This window comes from Flexivirga sp. (assembly GCF_035551235.1).
GTDB lineage: Bacteria > Actinomycetota > Actinomycetes > Actinomycetales > Dermatophilaceae > Flexivirga.
On record NZ_DASZNO010000019.1, the window covers coordinates 265,501 to 279,741 of the forward strand.

The window sequence follows — 14,241 nt, forward strand, 5'->3', positions numbered from 1 at the left end:
TGCGGACTTGAGCCATGTCGATACTCGTCGCGGAGGACCTGCAGGTAAGAATGGGCGACGTGGCCGTCCGCAATGTTCCTGCGCTGGCCGACCTGCTGCTGCAGGTCGGCCAGGGCGACGATGTGGCCTTCGCGCAGTTGTATGACGCAACGGCCGCCCGGGTCCATGGTCTCGTCGTGCGCATCCTGGTCGATCGCGCGATGAGCGAAGAGGTCACCCAGGAGGTCTTCCTCGAGATCTGGCGGACCAGCCCGCGGTTCGACCCGACCCGCGGTTCCGCGTTGTCGTGGTTGTTCACGATCGCGCACCGCAAGGCGGTCGATCGGGTCCGATCGAGCGAGGCGGCACGTCACCGCGACACGGCATACGTCGTCACGCAGAACGAACCCGAATACGATTCAACGGCCGAGTTCGTCGATGGATCACTGCAAGCGGGCGAGGTCCGTGCCGCGATCGCACAATTGTCTCCGGTGCAGCGCGAGGCGGTCGAGCTCGCGTACTTCCAGGGCATGTCACAGGCTGAGGTCGCGCAGCGGCTGGGCATCCCCCTCGGGACCGCCAAGTCGCGCATCCGCGACGGATTACTCAGACTACGAGCGACACTGGGAGGTGAATCATGACCGACGATCACATCGACACGATCGACTACGCGATGGACGCGCTCGACGAGATGAGCCGCCGCCGCGCCGACCAGCACCTTGCGCACTGCGCACAGTGCCGCGCAGAGGTCGCCGAATGGCGAGAGGCCACAGCGGGATTCGGCGCATCCGTCGAGCCGGTCAGCCCACCACCCACGCTCCGTGACGCGGTGCTGTCCGGCGCCAAGCGCGTGCCGCAGGACGACATCGCCCCCGCATCCGGCGGCCAGGCGAAGTCGTCCGCACCGAGCCGACGTCGGACCGGCCGCTGGCTGCTCGCGGCAGCTGCTGCGGTGGTCGTGGTCGGTGGCGGCGTCACGGTGGCCACCCACCCATGGAGCAACAGCCCGACAACGGTCTCAGCCGTCGAGCGGGTCGAACGCGCCCCGGACGCCCAGCACGCCACGGCACCCGCCCGCCAGGGATCACTGGTCATGGTCATGTCCGCGAAACAGGGCAAGGCCGTCGCGACCCTCCGCGATGTGCCGGCAGCGGCGAGCGGCAAGGTCTACCAGGCGTGGTTCCTCACGCCCAACGGTCCGGTCAGCGCCGGGCTCCTCCAGCCGGGCAAGCCCACGGTGCTCAAGGGGACCATCACCGGCGCGCAGGCAGCGGCCGTCACGGTCGAGCCCGCCGGCGGCTCCCGCCAGCCGACGACGAAGCCGATCGTGTCCGTCTCGTTGACCTGACCGGCCGACCCATCCGTTCGTCGCACGACGACGAACCACCACCGCAAGGACAATCCCGTCGAAAGGGAACGCGGTGGTCGAACACTTCGCCGTCATCGGCAGTGGCGTCGCTGGGCTGATGGCCGCACACGTGCTGGCCGGCTCCGGCACGGTGACGCTCTTCGAGGCCGACAACAGGCCCGGCGGGCATGCGCACACCCACGAGGTCGCGCTGCACGACGGCAGCACGACGCGAGTGGACAGCGGCTTCATCGTCCACAACGACCGCACCTACCCCACCCTGTGCCGGTTGTTCGACGAGCTCGACATCCCGACCAGGCCGACCGACATGAGTATGTCGGTCTACTCCGAACGGACTCGTTGGCAGTATGCCGGCGGCAAGGGCATCGGCGGAATACTCGCGGACCCGCGCACCGTGGCACGACCCGCGTTCGTGCGCATGATTTGGGAAGTACGCCGATTCCACTCCATGGCAAGGGATTTCCTCGACGGGGCGGATGTCGCCACGCTGACCACCATCGGTGACTGGTTGACGGACCGCGGCTTCTCGGCGGCGTTCCTGGAGCATTTCGCCAGGCCCCTCGTCGCTGCCGTCTGGTCCTGCTCGCCGACGGATGCCATGTCGTACCCGGCACGCAGCCTGCTCACCTTCCTGGACCACCACGGCATGTTGTCGGTCTCCGGGTCACCGTCGTGGCGCACCGTGGTCGGCGGATCCCGCACGTATGTCGACAGGCTTCTCGCGAACCCGCGGATCGAACTGCGTTGCGAGACACCGGTTCGCGCCGTCGTCGCCCGAAAGAATGCCGTGACCGTGCGGACCGACCACGACGAGCACGACTTCGCGGGGGTCGTGATCGCGGCCCATCCGCGTGCAGCGCTCGACATGCTGAAGTCGCCTACGTCCGCCCAGGCGGACGTGCTCGCAGCGCTGCACTACTCGCCCAATCCGGCTCAACTGCATACAGATTCGTCGTTGCTACCGCCATTCCGTCGAGCACGCGCATCGTGGAACTACCGCCTGCCGATCGACCCACACGAAGGCGTCCTGGTCTCCTACGACATGACGCGCTTGATGCGCCTGCCGATGACCGACGGCCGGCGTTTCATCGTCACCCTCGGCGGTGCCGACCGGGTCGCCCCGGACTCGGTCGTGGCGGACATGACCTACGAACACCCGCTCTACACAGCGACGTTCCTGCGTGCCCAAGCGCGCCTTCCGGAGATCAATGAGAGCCGCATCGCGTTCGCGGGCGCCTACCACGGATGGGGATTCCATGAGGACGGTGCGCTCTCGGGCCGGCGTGCTGCGGAGGCTCTCGGAGGCCACTGGTGAGGCCCACGGCATACCTCGCGACCGTCCGACACGTTCGGACGACTCCGCTGCGGCACGACTTCACCTACCGCACCAGTACGTGGGTCGTTCCGCTCGACGGCACCGACCCCAATCACGAGCTGCACTGGTGGCAGCGGGCATTCGTCCGATTTCGCGCCTCGGACCATCTCGGCGACTCCGGCAGCTGGCGCGACAACATCGTCGGGTTCGTCGGCACGTACGGCCTCGACGCATCGTCCTGGCGCATCGTCGCGTTGAGCGGAGCGGCGACCGCCGGCTACGCGTTCGACCCGCTCACCCTCTACTGGTGCACCGAGCCCACTGGAGAACCGGCCGCTGTCATCGCCGAGGTCCGCAACACGTATGGCGAGCGACACGCCTACCTCGTTCAGCCGGACGAGCGTGCGGTCGCACGGGCCGAAAAGCGGCTCTACGTCTCGCCCTTCAACGATGTCAGCGGCAGCTACACCATGTCGGTTCCCCCTCCGGATGAGTCGGGTTTCGACGTCCGGGTCATCCTGCACCGACCCGGCGAGCGGCCGTTCGTGGCCACCTGGAGCGGTGCACGACCGCAATCCGCCGGCGAGCGGCTTCGGCTCGCGCTGCACACGCCGTTCGCAGCACAGGTCGTCACGGTCCGGATCCGCCTGCAGGGCATCCGACTGTGGGCCCGCCGACTGCCGATACAACCCCGACCCGAACAGCCCGAGGAGCTGAGATGACCTTCTACCGCACAGCGCCCCGAGCCGCCACGCCTCGGATGCGTCCGCTGCATTCCCGGACGGCGCGGCGCGACGGCTCGTCGCCATCGATCGACCCGACACGCTGGCCGGACGTCGCGCGGACCCCGCGCGGCCGCCTCGCCGTCGCCTCCGGCGCGATCGCCGCCCGCGTCTTCCGGTATGCCGTCTCCCGCCTGCAGATCCGGGTGCTGCTCCCCGACGGGCGCGTGCTCGGTGGTGACCGACGAGCCTGCGCACCGACGATGACGATCCACGATCCGACGGCGATGATGCGCCGCATCGGCACCGCGGGAATGATCGGCTTCGGGGAGTCCTACCTCGCCGGCGAGTGGGACAGTGACGAACTTGCCCTGTTGATCGAGCAGTTCGCGCGCGGTGTCGAGATCCTGGTGCCGCGACCGCTGCACGCGCTCCGAGGCCTCGTGCTGCAACGGCAACCGTCCGCCGATCGGCCCGACCGCGCACACTCGCGCAGCAACGTTGAACGGCACTACGACCTCTCCAACGAACTCTTCGCCTCCTTCCTCGACGAGACCATGTCCTACTCGAGTGCCCTGTTCGGCCCGGGTGACGACCTGGTCACCGCACAACGCCGCAAAATGGACCGTCTGCTCGACGAGGCCGGTGTGACGAGCGGCACCGCGCTGCTCGAGATCGGTTCTGGTTGGGGCGGATCCGCTCTTCGCGCGGCCCGGCGCGGAGCCACGGTGCGCAGCATCACGCTCTCCGAACAGCAGCAGGAGTGGGCCAACGCGATGCTCGCCACAGAGGGCGCCTCCTCCACTGCGCACGTCGACCTGCGCGATTACCGGGACGTCGAGGGCAGGTATGACGCGGTCGTGTCGGTCGAGATGATCGAGGCCGTCGGTCTCGACTTCCTGGACACCTACTTCGCGAAGATCGCGGACGCTCTGCGTCCCGGTGGACGCGCTGCCATCCAGGCCATCGTGATCCCCCACCACCGTGCGCTGACTACTCAACACACGTACACCTGGATCCACAAGTACATCTTCCCGGGCGGCGCTCTCCCGTCGGTGCGACTCATCACGGAGTCGGCCGCAAAGGCAGGACTTCGTGTCACGGGCGACCTCGCCCTCGGGGAGTCCTACGTTCGCACGCTCGACACCTGGGCTGATCGCTTCGCCGAACAGGCCTCGCATGTGGACGATCTCGGCTTCGATGAGACGTTCCGTCGGATGTGGGACTTCTACCTGCGGTACTCCGAGGGCGGCTTCCGCGCCGGCTACCTCGATGTGCACCAGATCACTCTTGTGCGAGACGGAGAGACCGCATGAAACCAGTGCGCGTGACGAGCGTCGCCGAGTCCATCCAAGACGCCCTGCGTCCGGTACTCAGGGGTCCACTACCGGTGCAGCTGAGCGCGTGGGACGGCAGCGTCGCGGGTGACCCCGACGCCCCGCAGGTGCGGTTGAACGGTCCGGACGCGCTGCGCCGATTGCTTTGGCATCCGGGCGAACTCGGTGCCGCGCAAGCGTATGTCGCAGGTGATCTCGAGCTCTCCGCACCGCTCGCGGAGGTCCTGCAGCACGTTCGTAGGGTCGGTACGGACCGCGGCCTGGCCGACAGAGGGCCGCGTGTGCGCGATGTCGCCGCGGCACTGCGCGGAGTCCTCACCGTCGGCGGCATCCTCGGTCGTCGACCGACGGACCCGGCGGCGCAGATCAAGGTCGCCGGCAAGCTGCACTCCCGTTCGCGCGACCGCGACGTCATACACGGCCACTACGACGTCGACAGTGACTTCTACGAACTGATCCTCGACGACCGGATGGCCTACTCGTGCGCGTATGTCACGAGCGGAGACCTCGCCGGAACGGAGACCGCCGACTACTCGCTCGAGGACGCCCAGCGCGACAAGCTCGACCTGGTGTGCCGGAAGGTCGGGCTGGACCAGCGGTCCGGGATGCGGCTGCTCGACGTCGGTTGCGGCTGGGGTTCGCTCAGCCTCCATGCGGCCGAGCACTACGGGGCGACGGTCACCGGCGTCACCATCTCGACCGAACAGAAAGCGTTCATCGACAAGCGAATTCACGCTCGCGGACTGCGGGACCGGGTCACCATCGAGCTGCGGGACTATCGCGACGTGACCGGCCGGTATGACGCGGTCGCCTCGTTGGAGATGGGCGAGCACGCCGGCGACAAGGGATATCCCGACTACGCCCGCGTACTGCATGACGCAGCCACGGATGACGCGCGCATTCTCGTCCAGCAGATGAGTCGTCGCGGTCGCCACCCCGGCGGTGGCCCGTTCATCGAGGCGTTCATCGCTCCCGACATGACGATGCGCCCCGTCGGCGAGACGATCGGGTTGCTGGAGCAGGCCGACCTGGAGGTGCGCGATGTCCACGCCCTCCGGGAGCACTATGTATGGACAGTGCGTGCCTGGCAACGACGGTTCGACCAGCACCGCCACGAGATCGAGCGACTCGTGCCGCCGGAAACGTTGCGGGTCTGGGAGCTCTATCTGGCCGGTGGCCTGCTCGCCTTCGAGGAGGGCCGGATGGGCGTCGATCAGATCGTCGCGGTCCGACGCCGGAGGGGGCCGAGCGCGCTACCCCCGGTTCGTCCGACGACGTGGAGCGACCCACGTGGGTGACTTCGCCCGGATGGCACTCGCGAGTGCCGTGCTGTTGGCGTTCATCCAATGCGCTGCCGCGCGATGGTCCCGGCGCGCGAGCCGGTGGGCGGTTGCGGACGTGGTGTGGGGCCCGGGCCTTGCTGCCGTTGCCCTGCTCGGTCTGCTGACCGGCCACGGCGGCATCGCCCGCGGGTTCGTGCTGGCCGTGCTCGTCTGCGCCTGGGGCGCCCGGCTCGGCTTCCACGTATGGCGCAGACTGCGCGCCCACGACGAGGACGACCCACGGTATGTGCGGATGGCCGACGGCCGGTCCACCGCGACGATGATGCTGCGTGTCTTCGGCATACAGGCTGTGACCCAGTGGATCGTGTCACTGCCGCTCCAAGTGGCGGCCGTGAGCGCGGATCCCCACGGAATCACCTGGCCCCTCACGATTCTCGGCGCTGTCGTCACAGCTGGCGGGCTGGTGTTCGAGGCCGTGGCCGACCGCCAGCTCGAGCAGTACAAGCAACTCGACCCGCGTCCGCGGATCATGGATCGCGGTCTGTGGGGTTGGTCGCGACACCCGAACTATTTCGGCGACGCGTGCGTCTGGATCGGTGTCTACGTGATCGCGTGTTCGACCTGGCCCGGACCACTGACCTTCGCTTCACCGGTGCTCATGACCGGTCTGCTGGTCTGGGGCAGCGGTGCACGGCTGACGGAGCGAGCAATGGACGGCAGACCAGGAGTTGACGAATACCGGTCAAGGACAAGCATGTTCGTCCCCTGGCCACCACGCACGCGATAACCCGGGTGGATCACCGGTGTCTCACTCCGAGGCGAGCGGGCCTTCCAGCTCGGCGCTTTCGGTGTCGGACATGACGACCCGGCCGGCGGCGATGTTCTCCTCCAGGTGTGCGACCGATGAGGTCCCCGGAATGAGCAGGACGGCATCCGACTGGCGCAGCAGCCAGGCGAGGCCGATCTGTGACGGGGTGGCTCCGAGTTGTTCGGCCAGCGAATGGACTCGCGCGTCGTCGGTCACCTTCGGCATCCCTGGGAATGCCGAGCCGAGTGGGAAGAACGGCACGTAGGCAACACCACGCTCGGCACACAACCGCAGCGTCGCCTCGTCGTCGCGCTGCAGGAGGTTGTAGGCGTTCTGCACGCACACGGCACCGGCGTCGATCGCTGTCCGGGCCTGTGCCTGCGACACATTGCTCACGCCGAAGGCTTCGAGCAGGCCGTCCGAGACGAGTTCCTGCATGGCGCCGAGCTGCTCCTCGAACGGGTGGTGGTTCTCCTCACCGATCTCGTCCTTGGGCATCACCCGGAGGTTGACCACCGGCAGCCGGTCCACACCGAGCTGGTCCAGGTTGGTCCGCACGTCCTCCTTCAGCTGCTCCGGTCGCTGCGCCGGCAGCCAACCACCGGCGTCATCGCGGTGGGCGCCGACCTTCGACACCAGCACGAGGTCGTCGGTATAGGGGTGCAGGGCTTCACGGATCAGCTCGTTCGAGACGTTGGGGCCGTAGAACGCAGCAGTATCAATGTGATTCACACCCAACTCGACCGCGCGGCGCAGCACTGCGATGGCCTCGTCGTGGTCGCGGGGCGGACCCATCACACCCGGTCCGGGGAGCTGCATCGCACCGAAGCCGACGCGATGCACGTCGTGCCCGGCAAGGGAGAAGGTCTGGTTCGTCATACCCCCACTTCAGCACATCGGCCGGCCGAGAGGACGGCAAGGACCGTGCGCATCCCTGCCACACGACGGGCTCCACTGGCTCGCAGAACACTGTTGTGATCCACGCCACGCTCTGCCATAGTTCAGTTAATCGATTTAAGCAGGAGTCCAGATGGTGGTCCGACTGCGCGACGTCGCCGCAGCGGCGGGCGTCAGCGATGCGACGGTCTCGCTGGCGCTGGCCGGCAACCCGCGCATCTCCGCAGCGACGGCGCAGCGCGTCATCGCCGTCGCCAACGAACTCGGCTACCGGCCCAATTCGGCCGCACGCGCGTTACGCACCGAATCCACGCGCAGCCTCGGCCTCATCGTGAGCGATGTCGCCAACCCCTTCTTCGGGGAACTCGCCGGCGCCGTTGAACGCCAGGCCGCGCGCGAGGGGTACTCGGTCATCCTCTGCAATTCCGACGAGGACGCCGCCCGCCAGGACGACTACCTGCTCAACATGCTGGCCGGCAGCCAGGTCGACGGAGTGCTGCTCGTGCCGACGTCGTCCACCACTCCCGGGCTGCGCGCCGTGGCGGCGTCCGGCGCCAAGGTCGTCCTGCTCGACCGTCCGATCACCGTGTCCGGCAAGGGATCCGCGGCCGACAGCTTGCGTGCACTACCTTCCGTGAGCAGCGACTCCAGGCGAGCACTCGCGGAGGCCGCCGAGTTGCTCACGACTCTCGGGCACCGGCGGATCGGTGTCGTCGCACCCCCGTTGGACACGCCACTCGGTCGGGCACGCCGCAAGCAGATCCGGGACGCGCTGGTCGACGCCGGGGTGCGCAGCCGCGACATCGTCGTGGAGGAGGGTGACTTCCGGCTGGACAGCGGCTACCGAGCAACCAACAGGCTCCTCGAACGGCGACGACAGACCGCGATCATCGCGGCCGACGGGCCGATGGGGGTGGGTGCTCTCAAGGCGCTGCGAGCGCGCGGCCTGCGGGTGCCGCACGACATGTCGCTCATCTGCTTCGACGACGCACCGTGGTTCGACCTGTTCGACCCACCGCTGACCACGATCGCCCAGCCGATCGAAGAACTCGCGAAATCGGCTGTCGCGACGATCCTCGCAATCCTGCGTGGCGCGTCGACGGCGGGCCTGCCCGCGGCCCATCCCGAATCCAGATTCATCCGGCGGTCGTCCTGCGGCGTCCCCACCGAATAGCGCGTCGGGCGCGCACCGAGCACGGCATACATAACCGAAACAACCACGGAGAGAGTCGAAATGCGAACACAACTGAAGTCCACCGTCGTCGCCGTCGCCATCGGCGGGCTGACCCTGACGAGCGTCGCAGCGTGCGGCCGAGGCGGCTCCGACGGCGGTAAATCGTCTAACTCCGGCGCCGCGGCGAAGATCGCCATCGTGACCCGCGACTTCTCGAACCCGTACTGGGCGGCCCTGCGCGATGGTGCGATCGCCGAGGGCAAGGCACAGGGCGTCAAGGTGACCGTGAAAGCGGGCTCCAACGAAACGGATTCGCAGGGTGAGAACGCCGAGATCCAGACATTGGCAGGACAGGACTACAACTGCTTCGGAGTGGTCCCGGTCAACGCGACCAATGTCATCACGCCGTTGGTACCCGTCGCCCGCAAGAAGATCCCGATCCTCAACCTCGACACCCAGATCGACCCCGCAGCCTCCAAGAAGGCCGGAGTTTCGTATGCGTCGTTCATCGGCTCGGACAATCTGTCGGCCGGGGAGCAGGCCGGCAAGCAGTTGCTGAAGGCGCTCGGCGGCAAGAGCGACGTCGGCATCCTGCAGGGCATTGCCGGCGAGAAGAACGGCATCAACCGGGAGACCGGCTTCAAGAAGGTCACGAAGGGCAAGCTCAAGGTCGTCTCGTCCCAGCCGGCCGACTACGACCAGAACAAGGGCCTGACCGTCGCCACGGCCATGTTGCAGGCCCATCCGTCGATCACCGGCATCTTCGCGGCCAACGACACCATGGGTCTCGGTGCCGCTCAGGCGGTCAAGAACGCCGGCAAGGAGGGCAAGGTCAAGATCATCTCGGTCGACGGCATCAAGGCGATGCTGAAGTCCGTCAAGACCGGCAAGAACACCGGCACGATCACCCAATACCCGTATGCCGAGGGCCAGATGGCGGTCCAGGCGTGCATCGCCAAGGTCCAGGGCAAGAAGATCCCGAGCCGCGTCGTCGCGCCGATCGCGTACATCGATTCCTCGAACGTCGCCAAGGCGACCAGCAGCTTCCCCAAGCCGTTCGGGCCCTTCGACGACCCGTTCGGGACGCCGAAGTCGAGCAAGTGAGTGCGCGCCTTCTTCCACCCGAATCGAGAGATGCAGTCATGACCGCAGACCGTGCAGCCGCGCCCGTCGAGGAGACGCCTCGGTCGGGGCGCAACACGGGCGAGCTGATCGCCCGGTATGCCGCCCCGATCGCGCTCGTCGCGCTGTTCATCATCTTCTTCATCGCGACGCCGAAGTTCCTGACGTCGAGCAACATGACGGCGCTCTTCGTGTCGGCCGCGATCCTGGTGGTCCTGTCGATGGGCCAGCAACTCGTCATCACCGTCGCCGGGATCGACCTGTCCGTGGGCTCCAACCTGCCGTGGGCGGCGACAGTCCTCGCCTGGACGTCATCGCACGGATGGGGCACTCCGGCCGCCATCGTCGCCGGCATCCTGGCCGGCACGATCGTCGGCATCGTCAACGGACTGCTGGTCGCCCGGCTCAAGATGGCCGATTTCATCGTGACGCTCGGCTCGCTCTCCGTCGTCAGCGGCCTGACGCTGCTGCTCACCAGCGGAAATCAGATCGCGGTGTCCTCGGGTTTCCTGCAGGGCCTGGCGCTCAACGGCCTGGGGCCGATCCGGTGGTTCTGGCTGGCCGGTGTGATCGTCGCGCTGCTCACCGCGTTCGTGCTCTTCTGGACCCGAACCGGCACCTACCTGCTCAGCACGGGCGGCAACCTGGATGCGGCGCGGGATGTCGGCATCCCGGTCAACCGGGTCCGACTGCTCGCGTACGCAGCGTCCGGCCTCGCCTGCGGCGTCGCGGGTGTGCTCTTCGTGTCGAACAACGGCGGGTCGGATCCGAGCATGCAGACGAACCTGCTGCTGAGCTCCATCGCCGCGGTGGTGCTCGGCGGTTCGAGCCTGAGCGGTGGCCGCGCGTCCGTGCTGGGCGCCGCGGCAGGTGCCGTCCTGCTGCAGACGCTGCTCAACGGTTTCACCCTGTTGGACATCTCCCAGTACTACCAACCCATCGCGGTCGGTGTCGTCGTACTCGGCGCCGCCTTCATCTCCCGCTTCCAGCGTTAGGACCGAGACCGTGAACACCCAAGTTTCTCTTCACAAGCCGGTCACCGGCGATGTGTTGCTCCGGGCCACGAACCTCAGCAAGGCGTTCGACGCCGTCCAGGCTCTTCGGCACGCGGACCTCGTGCTCGAGCGCGGCAAGGTCACTGCGCTGCTCGGTGACAACGGCGCGGGGAAATCGACGCTGGTCCGCTGTCTCACCGGCGTCCACCCGCCCGACACCGGGACCGTCACCATCAATGGCACCGAGGTGACCTTCGCGACGCCTGACGAGAGTCGCCGTGCCGGCATCGAGACCGTCTATCAGAACCTGTCCCTCATCGACGATCTCCCGGTCTGGCAGAACCTCTACCTACGACGCGAACTCACCCGCGGTTTCGGACCGCTCCGCGTGCTGGACAAGTCGGCGATGCGGGCCAATGCGACCGAGATCCTCACTGAGCTGGATGTCAACATCCCCAGTGTTTCCAGCACTGTTCGCCGGATGTCCGGCGGCCAGCGGCAGAGCATCGCCATCGCCCGTGCCGCGCACTGGGGCAAGCAACTCGTCGTGATGGACGAGCCGACCGCGGCTCTCGGGGTGCGGGAGACGGCAGCCGTCGAAGCCCTCGTGCGCGGATTGCGGCAGCGTGGTGTGACGGTCCTGCTGATCAGCCACGACATGTCGCAGGTCAAGCGCCTCGCGGACACCGCCGTGGTCCTGCGCCGTGGTGCGACGGTCGCGCGCCGCGAGGTCGCCTCGGTGTCGCCCGACGACCTGGTCTCATTGATCACGGGCGCACAGCCAGGAGACGGCCGTGAATGATCGGGTCGTCGTCGTCGGGTCGGTCAACGTCGACCACACCGTCGAGGTGGAGCGCTTTCCCCGCCCCGGCGAAACCCTGCTCGCCTCCTCGCTCCGCAGCTCGATGGGCGGCAAGGGCGCCAATCAGGCTGTCGCCGCGGCGAATTCCGGTGCCCGCACCTCCATGATCGCGCGGATCGGCACGGACTCCGAGGGATCCCGAGCATTGGAGACGTTGCAGCGTGCTGGCGTGGACGTCGACGCTGCGGAGCGGGTCGCCGACGCTCCGACCGGGACCGCGTGGATCACGGTCTCTGCGACCGAGAACACGATCCTCGTGGTTCCCGGCGCGAATTCGGTGTGGCCGGAACGAGTTCCGCGGTTCGACGCGTCGGCAGTGGTGCTGTGCCAGCTCGAGATACCCCTGTCCGTCGTCGAATCCGTCGCCGCCACGACCGTGGGCACCTTCATTCTGAACGCAGCCCCGGCGCGGCCGCTCAGCGACGACGTGCTGCGCAGGTGTGACGTGTTGATCGTCAACGAGCACGAGCTCGCCGAAGTGAGCGGCCACACCGACATCGACGCTTCCGACACGGGCGGACAGATCGCCGCCAGCAGGTCACTCATCGAGCGCGGAACCACCGCGGTGGCAACCACACTCGGCTCGAGGGGCGCCATCCTGTGCACCAACGAGTCGACCCTGGTCGCGACGGCGCCTCCGACGCCTGACGTCGTTGACAGCACCGGAGCGGGAGACGCGTTCTGCGGGGTCTTCGCCGGCCGGATCGCCCTCGGCGAGTCGCTGGGCGCAGCACTGCGCGCCGGGGTCACCGCGGGCTCACTCGCCGTACGCCATCCAGGTGCACAGGGCGGTTATGACGGATTCGCGACCCTGGCAACCCTCATCCACGACACACCCGAGATCACCACGAGGCCGAACAGATGATCACCCGCGGCATCATCCATACAGAGCTGGCGCGGCATCTCGCTGGACTGCGGCACACCGAACGGTTCGTCGTTTGCGACAGCGGGCTGCCGTTGGGTGACGTGCCGACTGTGGACCTCGGATACCGTTACGGTGCAGCGAGTTTCGAGGATGTCGTGCGGACCGTGGTCCCCCAGCTCACTCTCGAACGGAGCTGGATCTCGCGGGACATGGTGGACACCAACCCCACTTGCCTGGGCGCCCTGACTGCGGTCGGCCTCTCCCCCGAACCGATCGACCATGAGCAGTTCAAGCGACTGGCGTTGGACGCGAAGTTCGCCATACGGACCGGCGAGGCGACGTTCTACGCGAATGTCATCTGCCAGGGTGGCGTGCCGTTCAGCACACCGGCGTAGCCGGTCGGACCGAGCGCCCACCCGGACCAGCTGACCGAGCATCGGGCCAGTCACACCGGCCGAGTCTGCGTCCTTGACCCAGGGGCGACGTGGCCGATTTTTCACAACACTCTATTGTGACAAATATGGCGAACCTCGGGCACGGCCTCCTGGTGACGGTCCTCGTCCTCAGCACCAGCATCTGGATGGGCGGGTACGTCGCGATCGGCGTTGTCGCGCGCAGCACCACCGCGACTCTTGCACCTGCCCAGCGCGTGGCCTTCTTCCGTGCCCTCGGCCGCGCCTACCTCTGGGTCGGCACTCCTGCGCTGGTCATCGCACTGGCGAGCGGTGCCCTGCTCGCCCGCGACCACGCGTGGGACGCGGCGCTGATCACCAGCGCGACCGTCGCAGCGCTGCTCGTCATACTCCTCGCCGTCGCGGTCCGGCAGGCGAGGCGGATGACCCGATTGCGCCACAACGCGCTGGAGTCCGGCGAGGACCCGGCGACGCTTCCCGCGATCCGAAACGGGCGGCGTTCGGCCGCCGGCCTGCGCGCCGTCCTCGGCGTGCTGAGCCTGATCCTGGTCGTGCTCGGCTGCTTCATGGCCGGCTGACCACCGACTCGAGGAGTTCCCATGTCCGACGCAGACGGCCTTGCCGCCGCACTGACCAGAGAGCACCGCGAAATCGACTCCGGCATCGAGGAATTCGTCGCTGGCGCGGATGTCGGCGACGTGCGGGATGAACCCTTGCGCACCGCCATGTCGGCACTGCGGCGACACATCTATCTCGAGGAGACGTTCCTCTTCCCACCGCTGCGTGCCGCCGGCCTGATGATGCCGATAATGGTCATGCTGCGCGAGCACGGAGCGCTCTGGAACGCGATGGACGGCATCGACGCAGCCCTCGACACCACGACGGCCGATCGCACAGCGGTGCTCGACCAATGCCGTGCGTTGCTGACACTGCTCGACCAGCACAACAGCAAGGAGGAGCCGGTGATCTACCCGCGGGCCGACCTCGATCTGGGCGAGGACGTCCACGACGACCTGGCGGACTTCCTGCACGCGGGCCGTATGCCGGAGGGGTGGGCGTGTGCGACCGCCGGTCACTGACGACGCGGCGCCCAGGGCGCG

General features: G+C 67.6%; 16 protein-coding genes. 15 read left to right on the forward strand and 1 reads right to left on the reverse strand.

Going from position 1 to position 14,241, the window contains the following annotated elements; genetic code table 11:
- The first annotated feature begins 14 nt into the window (after positions 1 to 14).
- From sigK to VG502_RS04335, 7 genes are all read left to right on the forward strand, one after another.
- Positions 15 to 620 (forward strand): ECF RNA polymerase sigma factor SigK, encoded by a 606-nt coding sequence (gene sigK, locus VG502_RS04305; protein WP_325548794.1) that lies wholly within the window; start codon positions 15 to 17, stop codon positions 618 to 620.
- Entirely contained in the window at positions 617 to 1,327 is a 711-nt protein-coding gene (locus tag VG502_RS04310) for an anti-sigma factor (RefSeq protein ID WP_325548795.1), read from the forward strand. Before sigK ends, VG502_RS04310 begins: the two co-directional genes overlap by 4 nt.
- A 73-nt stretch (positions 1,328 to 1,400) precedes the next feature.
- The gene (locus tag VG502_RS04315) at positions 1,401 to 2,663 is read left to right on the forward strand and encodes an NAD(P)/FAD-dependent oxidoreductase (RefSeq protein WP_325548796.1); all 1,263 of its coding nucleotides are present in this window, start codon (positions 1,401 to 1,403) and stop codon (positions 2,661 to 2,663) included.
- Positions 2,660 to 3,385 carry a DUF1365 domain-containing protein gene (locus tag VG502_RS04320; protein ID WP_325548797.1) on the forward strand — a complete coding sequence of 242 codons (726 nt, stop codon included), beginning with the start codon at positions 2,660 to 2,662 and terminating at the stop codon, positions 3,383 to 3,385. The genes VG502_RS04315 and VG502_RS04320 overlap by 4 nt, the downstream gene beginning before the upstream one ends.
- Positions 3,382 to 4,701, forward strand: a complete 1,320-nt coding sequence (locus VG502_RS04325) for a cyclopropane-fatty-acyl-phospholipid synthase family protein (RefSeq protein ID WP_325548798.1) — start codon at positions 3,382 to 3,384, stop codon at positions 4,699 to 4,701. Before VG502_RS04320 ends, VG502_RS04325 begins: the two co-directional genes overlap by 4 nt.
- Entirely contained in the window at positions 4,698 to 6,020 is a 1,323-nt protein-coding gene (locus VG502_RS04330) for a cyclopropane-fatty-acyl-phospholipid synthase family protein (protein WP_325548799.1), read from the forward strand. Before VG502_RS04325 ends, VG502_RS04330 begins: the two co-directional genes overlap by 4 nt.
- Positions 6,013 to 6,792 carry a DUF1295 domain-containing protein gene (locus tag VG502_RS04335; protein WP_325548800.1) on the forward strand — a complete coding sequence of 260 codons (780 nt, stop codon included), beginning with the start codon at positions 6,013 to 6,015 and terminating at the stop codon, positions 6,790 to 6,792. Before VG502_RS04330 ends, VG502_RS04335 begins: the two co-directional genes overlap by 8 nt.
- 21 nt (positions 6,793 to 6,813) lie before the next feature.
- On the opposite strand, the gene VG502_RS04340 is transcribed toward VG502_RS04335, so the two are convergent.
- A complete protein-coding gene (locus tag VG502_RS04340; RefSeq protein ID WP_325548801.1) occupies positions 6,814 to 7,692 on the reverse strand; it encodes an oxidoreductase in 879 nt (292 codons plus the stop codon).
- Positions 7,693 to 7,843: 151 nt separating this feature from the next.
- On the opposite strand from VG502_RS04340, the gene VG502_RS04345 reads away from it, so the two are divergent.
- From VG502_RS04345 to VG502_RS04380, 8 genes are all read left to right on the forward strand, one after another.
- The gene (locus VG502_RS04345) at positions 7,844 to 8,884 is read left to right on the forward strand and encodes a LacI family DNA-binding transcriptional regulator (protein WP_325548802.1); all 1,041 of its coding nucleotides are present in this window, start codon (positions 7,844 to 7,846) and stop codon (positions 8,882 to 8,884) included.
- A 60-nt stretch (positions 8,885 to 8,944) separates the two neighbouring features.
- Complete coding sequence (locus tag VG502_RS04350; RefSeq protein WP_325548803.1) at positions 8,945 to 9,988, forward strand: sugar ABC transporter substrate-binding protein; 1,044 nt, start codon at positions 8,945 to 8,947, stop codon at positions 9,986 to 9,988.
- A gap of 38 nt (positions 9,989 to 10,026) precedes the next feature.
- Positions 10,027 to 11,001 (forward strand): ABC transporter permease, encoded by a 975-nt coding sequence (locus tag VG502_RS04355; protein ID WP_325548804.1) that lies wholly within the window; start codon positions 10,027 to 10,029, stop codon positions 10,999 to 11,001.
- Positions 11,002 to 11,011: 10 nt separating this feature from the next.
- Positions 11,012 to 11,803 (forward strand): ATP-binding cassette domain-containing protein, encoded by a 792-nt coding sequence (locus VG502_RS04360; protein ID WP_325548805.1) that lies wholly within the window; start codon positions 11,012 to 11,014, stop codon positions 11,801 to 11,803.
- On the forward strand, positions 11,796 to 12,728 hold the full coding sequence (locus VG502_RS04365) for a ribokinase (RefSeq protein WP_325548806.1): 933 nt from the start codon (positions 11,796 to 11,798) through the stop codon (positions 12,726 to 12,728). Before VG502_RS04360 ends, VG502_RS04365 begins: the two co-directional genes overlap by 8 nt.
- Positions 12,725 to 13,123, forward strand: a complete 399-nt coding sequence (locus VG502_RS04370; RefSeq protein WP_325548807.1) for an RbsD/FucU family protein — start codon at positions 12,725 to 12,727, stop codon at positions 13,121 to 13,123. The genes VG502_RS04365 and VG502_RS04370 overlap by 4 nt, the downstream gene beginning before the upstream one ends.
- Before the next feature lie 125 nt (positions 13,124 to 13,248).
- Positions 13,249 to 13,719: a hypothetical protein gene (locus tag VG502_RS04375; RefSeq protein ID WP_325548808.1), complete on the forward strand. Its 471-nt coding sequence runs from the start codon at positions 13,249 to 13,251 to the stop codon at positions 13,717 to 13,719.
- A gap of 21 nt (positions 13,720 to 13,740) precedes the next feature.
- Positions 13,741 to 14,220, forward strand: a complete 480-nt coding sequence (locus VG502_RS04380; protein WP_325548809.1) for a hemerythrin domain-containing protein — start codon at positions 13,741 to 13,743, stop codon at positions 14,218 to 14,220.
- The last annotated feature ends 21 nt before the right edge of the window (positions 14,221 to 14,241 follow it).

Excerpts from the sequence above, each read along its gene's own strand:
- VG502_RS04355 (WP_325548804.1), top strand. The coding sequence starts at position 10,027 with ATGACCGCAGACCGTGCAGCCGCGCCCGTCGAGGAGACGCCTCGGTCG.
- VG502_RS04340 (WP_325548801.1), bottom strand. The coding sequence starts at position 7,692 with ATGACGAACCAGACCTTCTCCCTTGCCGGGCACGACGTGCATCGCGTC.
- VG502_RS04380 (WP_325548809.1), top strand. The coding sequence starts at position 13,741 with ATGTCCGACGCAGACGGCCTTGCCGCCGCACTGACCAGAGAGCACCGC.
- VG502_RS04370 (WP_325548807.1), top strand. The coding sequence starts at position 12,725 with ATGATCACCCGCGGCATCATCCATACAGAGCTGGCGCGGCATCTCGCT.
- VG502_RS04310 (WP_325548795.1), top strand. The coding sequence starts at position 617 with ATGACCGACGATCACATCGACACGATCGACTACGCGATGGACGCGCTC.
- VG502_RS04325 (WP_325548798.1), top strand. The coding sequence starts at position 3,382 with ATGACCTTCTACCGCACAGCGCCCCGAGCCGCCACGCCTCGGATGCGT.
- VG502_RS04330 (WP_325548799.1), top strand. The coding sequence starts at position 4,698 with ATGAAACCAGTGCGCGTGACGAGCGTCGCCGAGTCCATCCAAGACGCC.
- sigK (WP_325548794.1), top strand. The coding sequence starts at position 15 with ATGTCGATACTCGTCGCGGAGGACCTGCAGGTAAGAATGGGCGACGTG.
- VG502_RS04375 (WP_325548808.1), top strand. The coding sequence starts at position 13,249 with ATGGCGAACCTCGGGCACGGCCTCCTGGTGACGGTCCTCGTCCTCAGC.
- VG502_RS04350 (WP_325548803.1), top strand. The coding sequence starts at position 8,945 with ATGCGAACACAACTGAAGTCCACCGTCGTCGCCGTCGCCATCGGCGGG.
- VG502_RS04345 (WP_325548802.1), top strand. The coding sequence starts at position 7,844 with ATGGTGGTCCGACTGCGCGACGTCGCCGCAGCGGCGGGCGTCAGCGAT.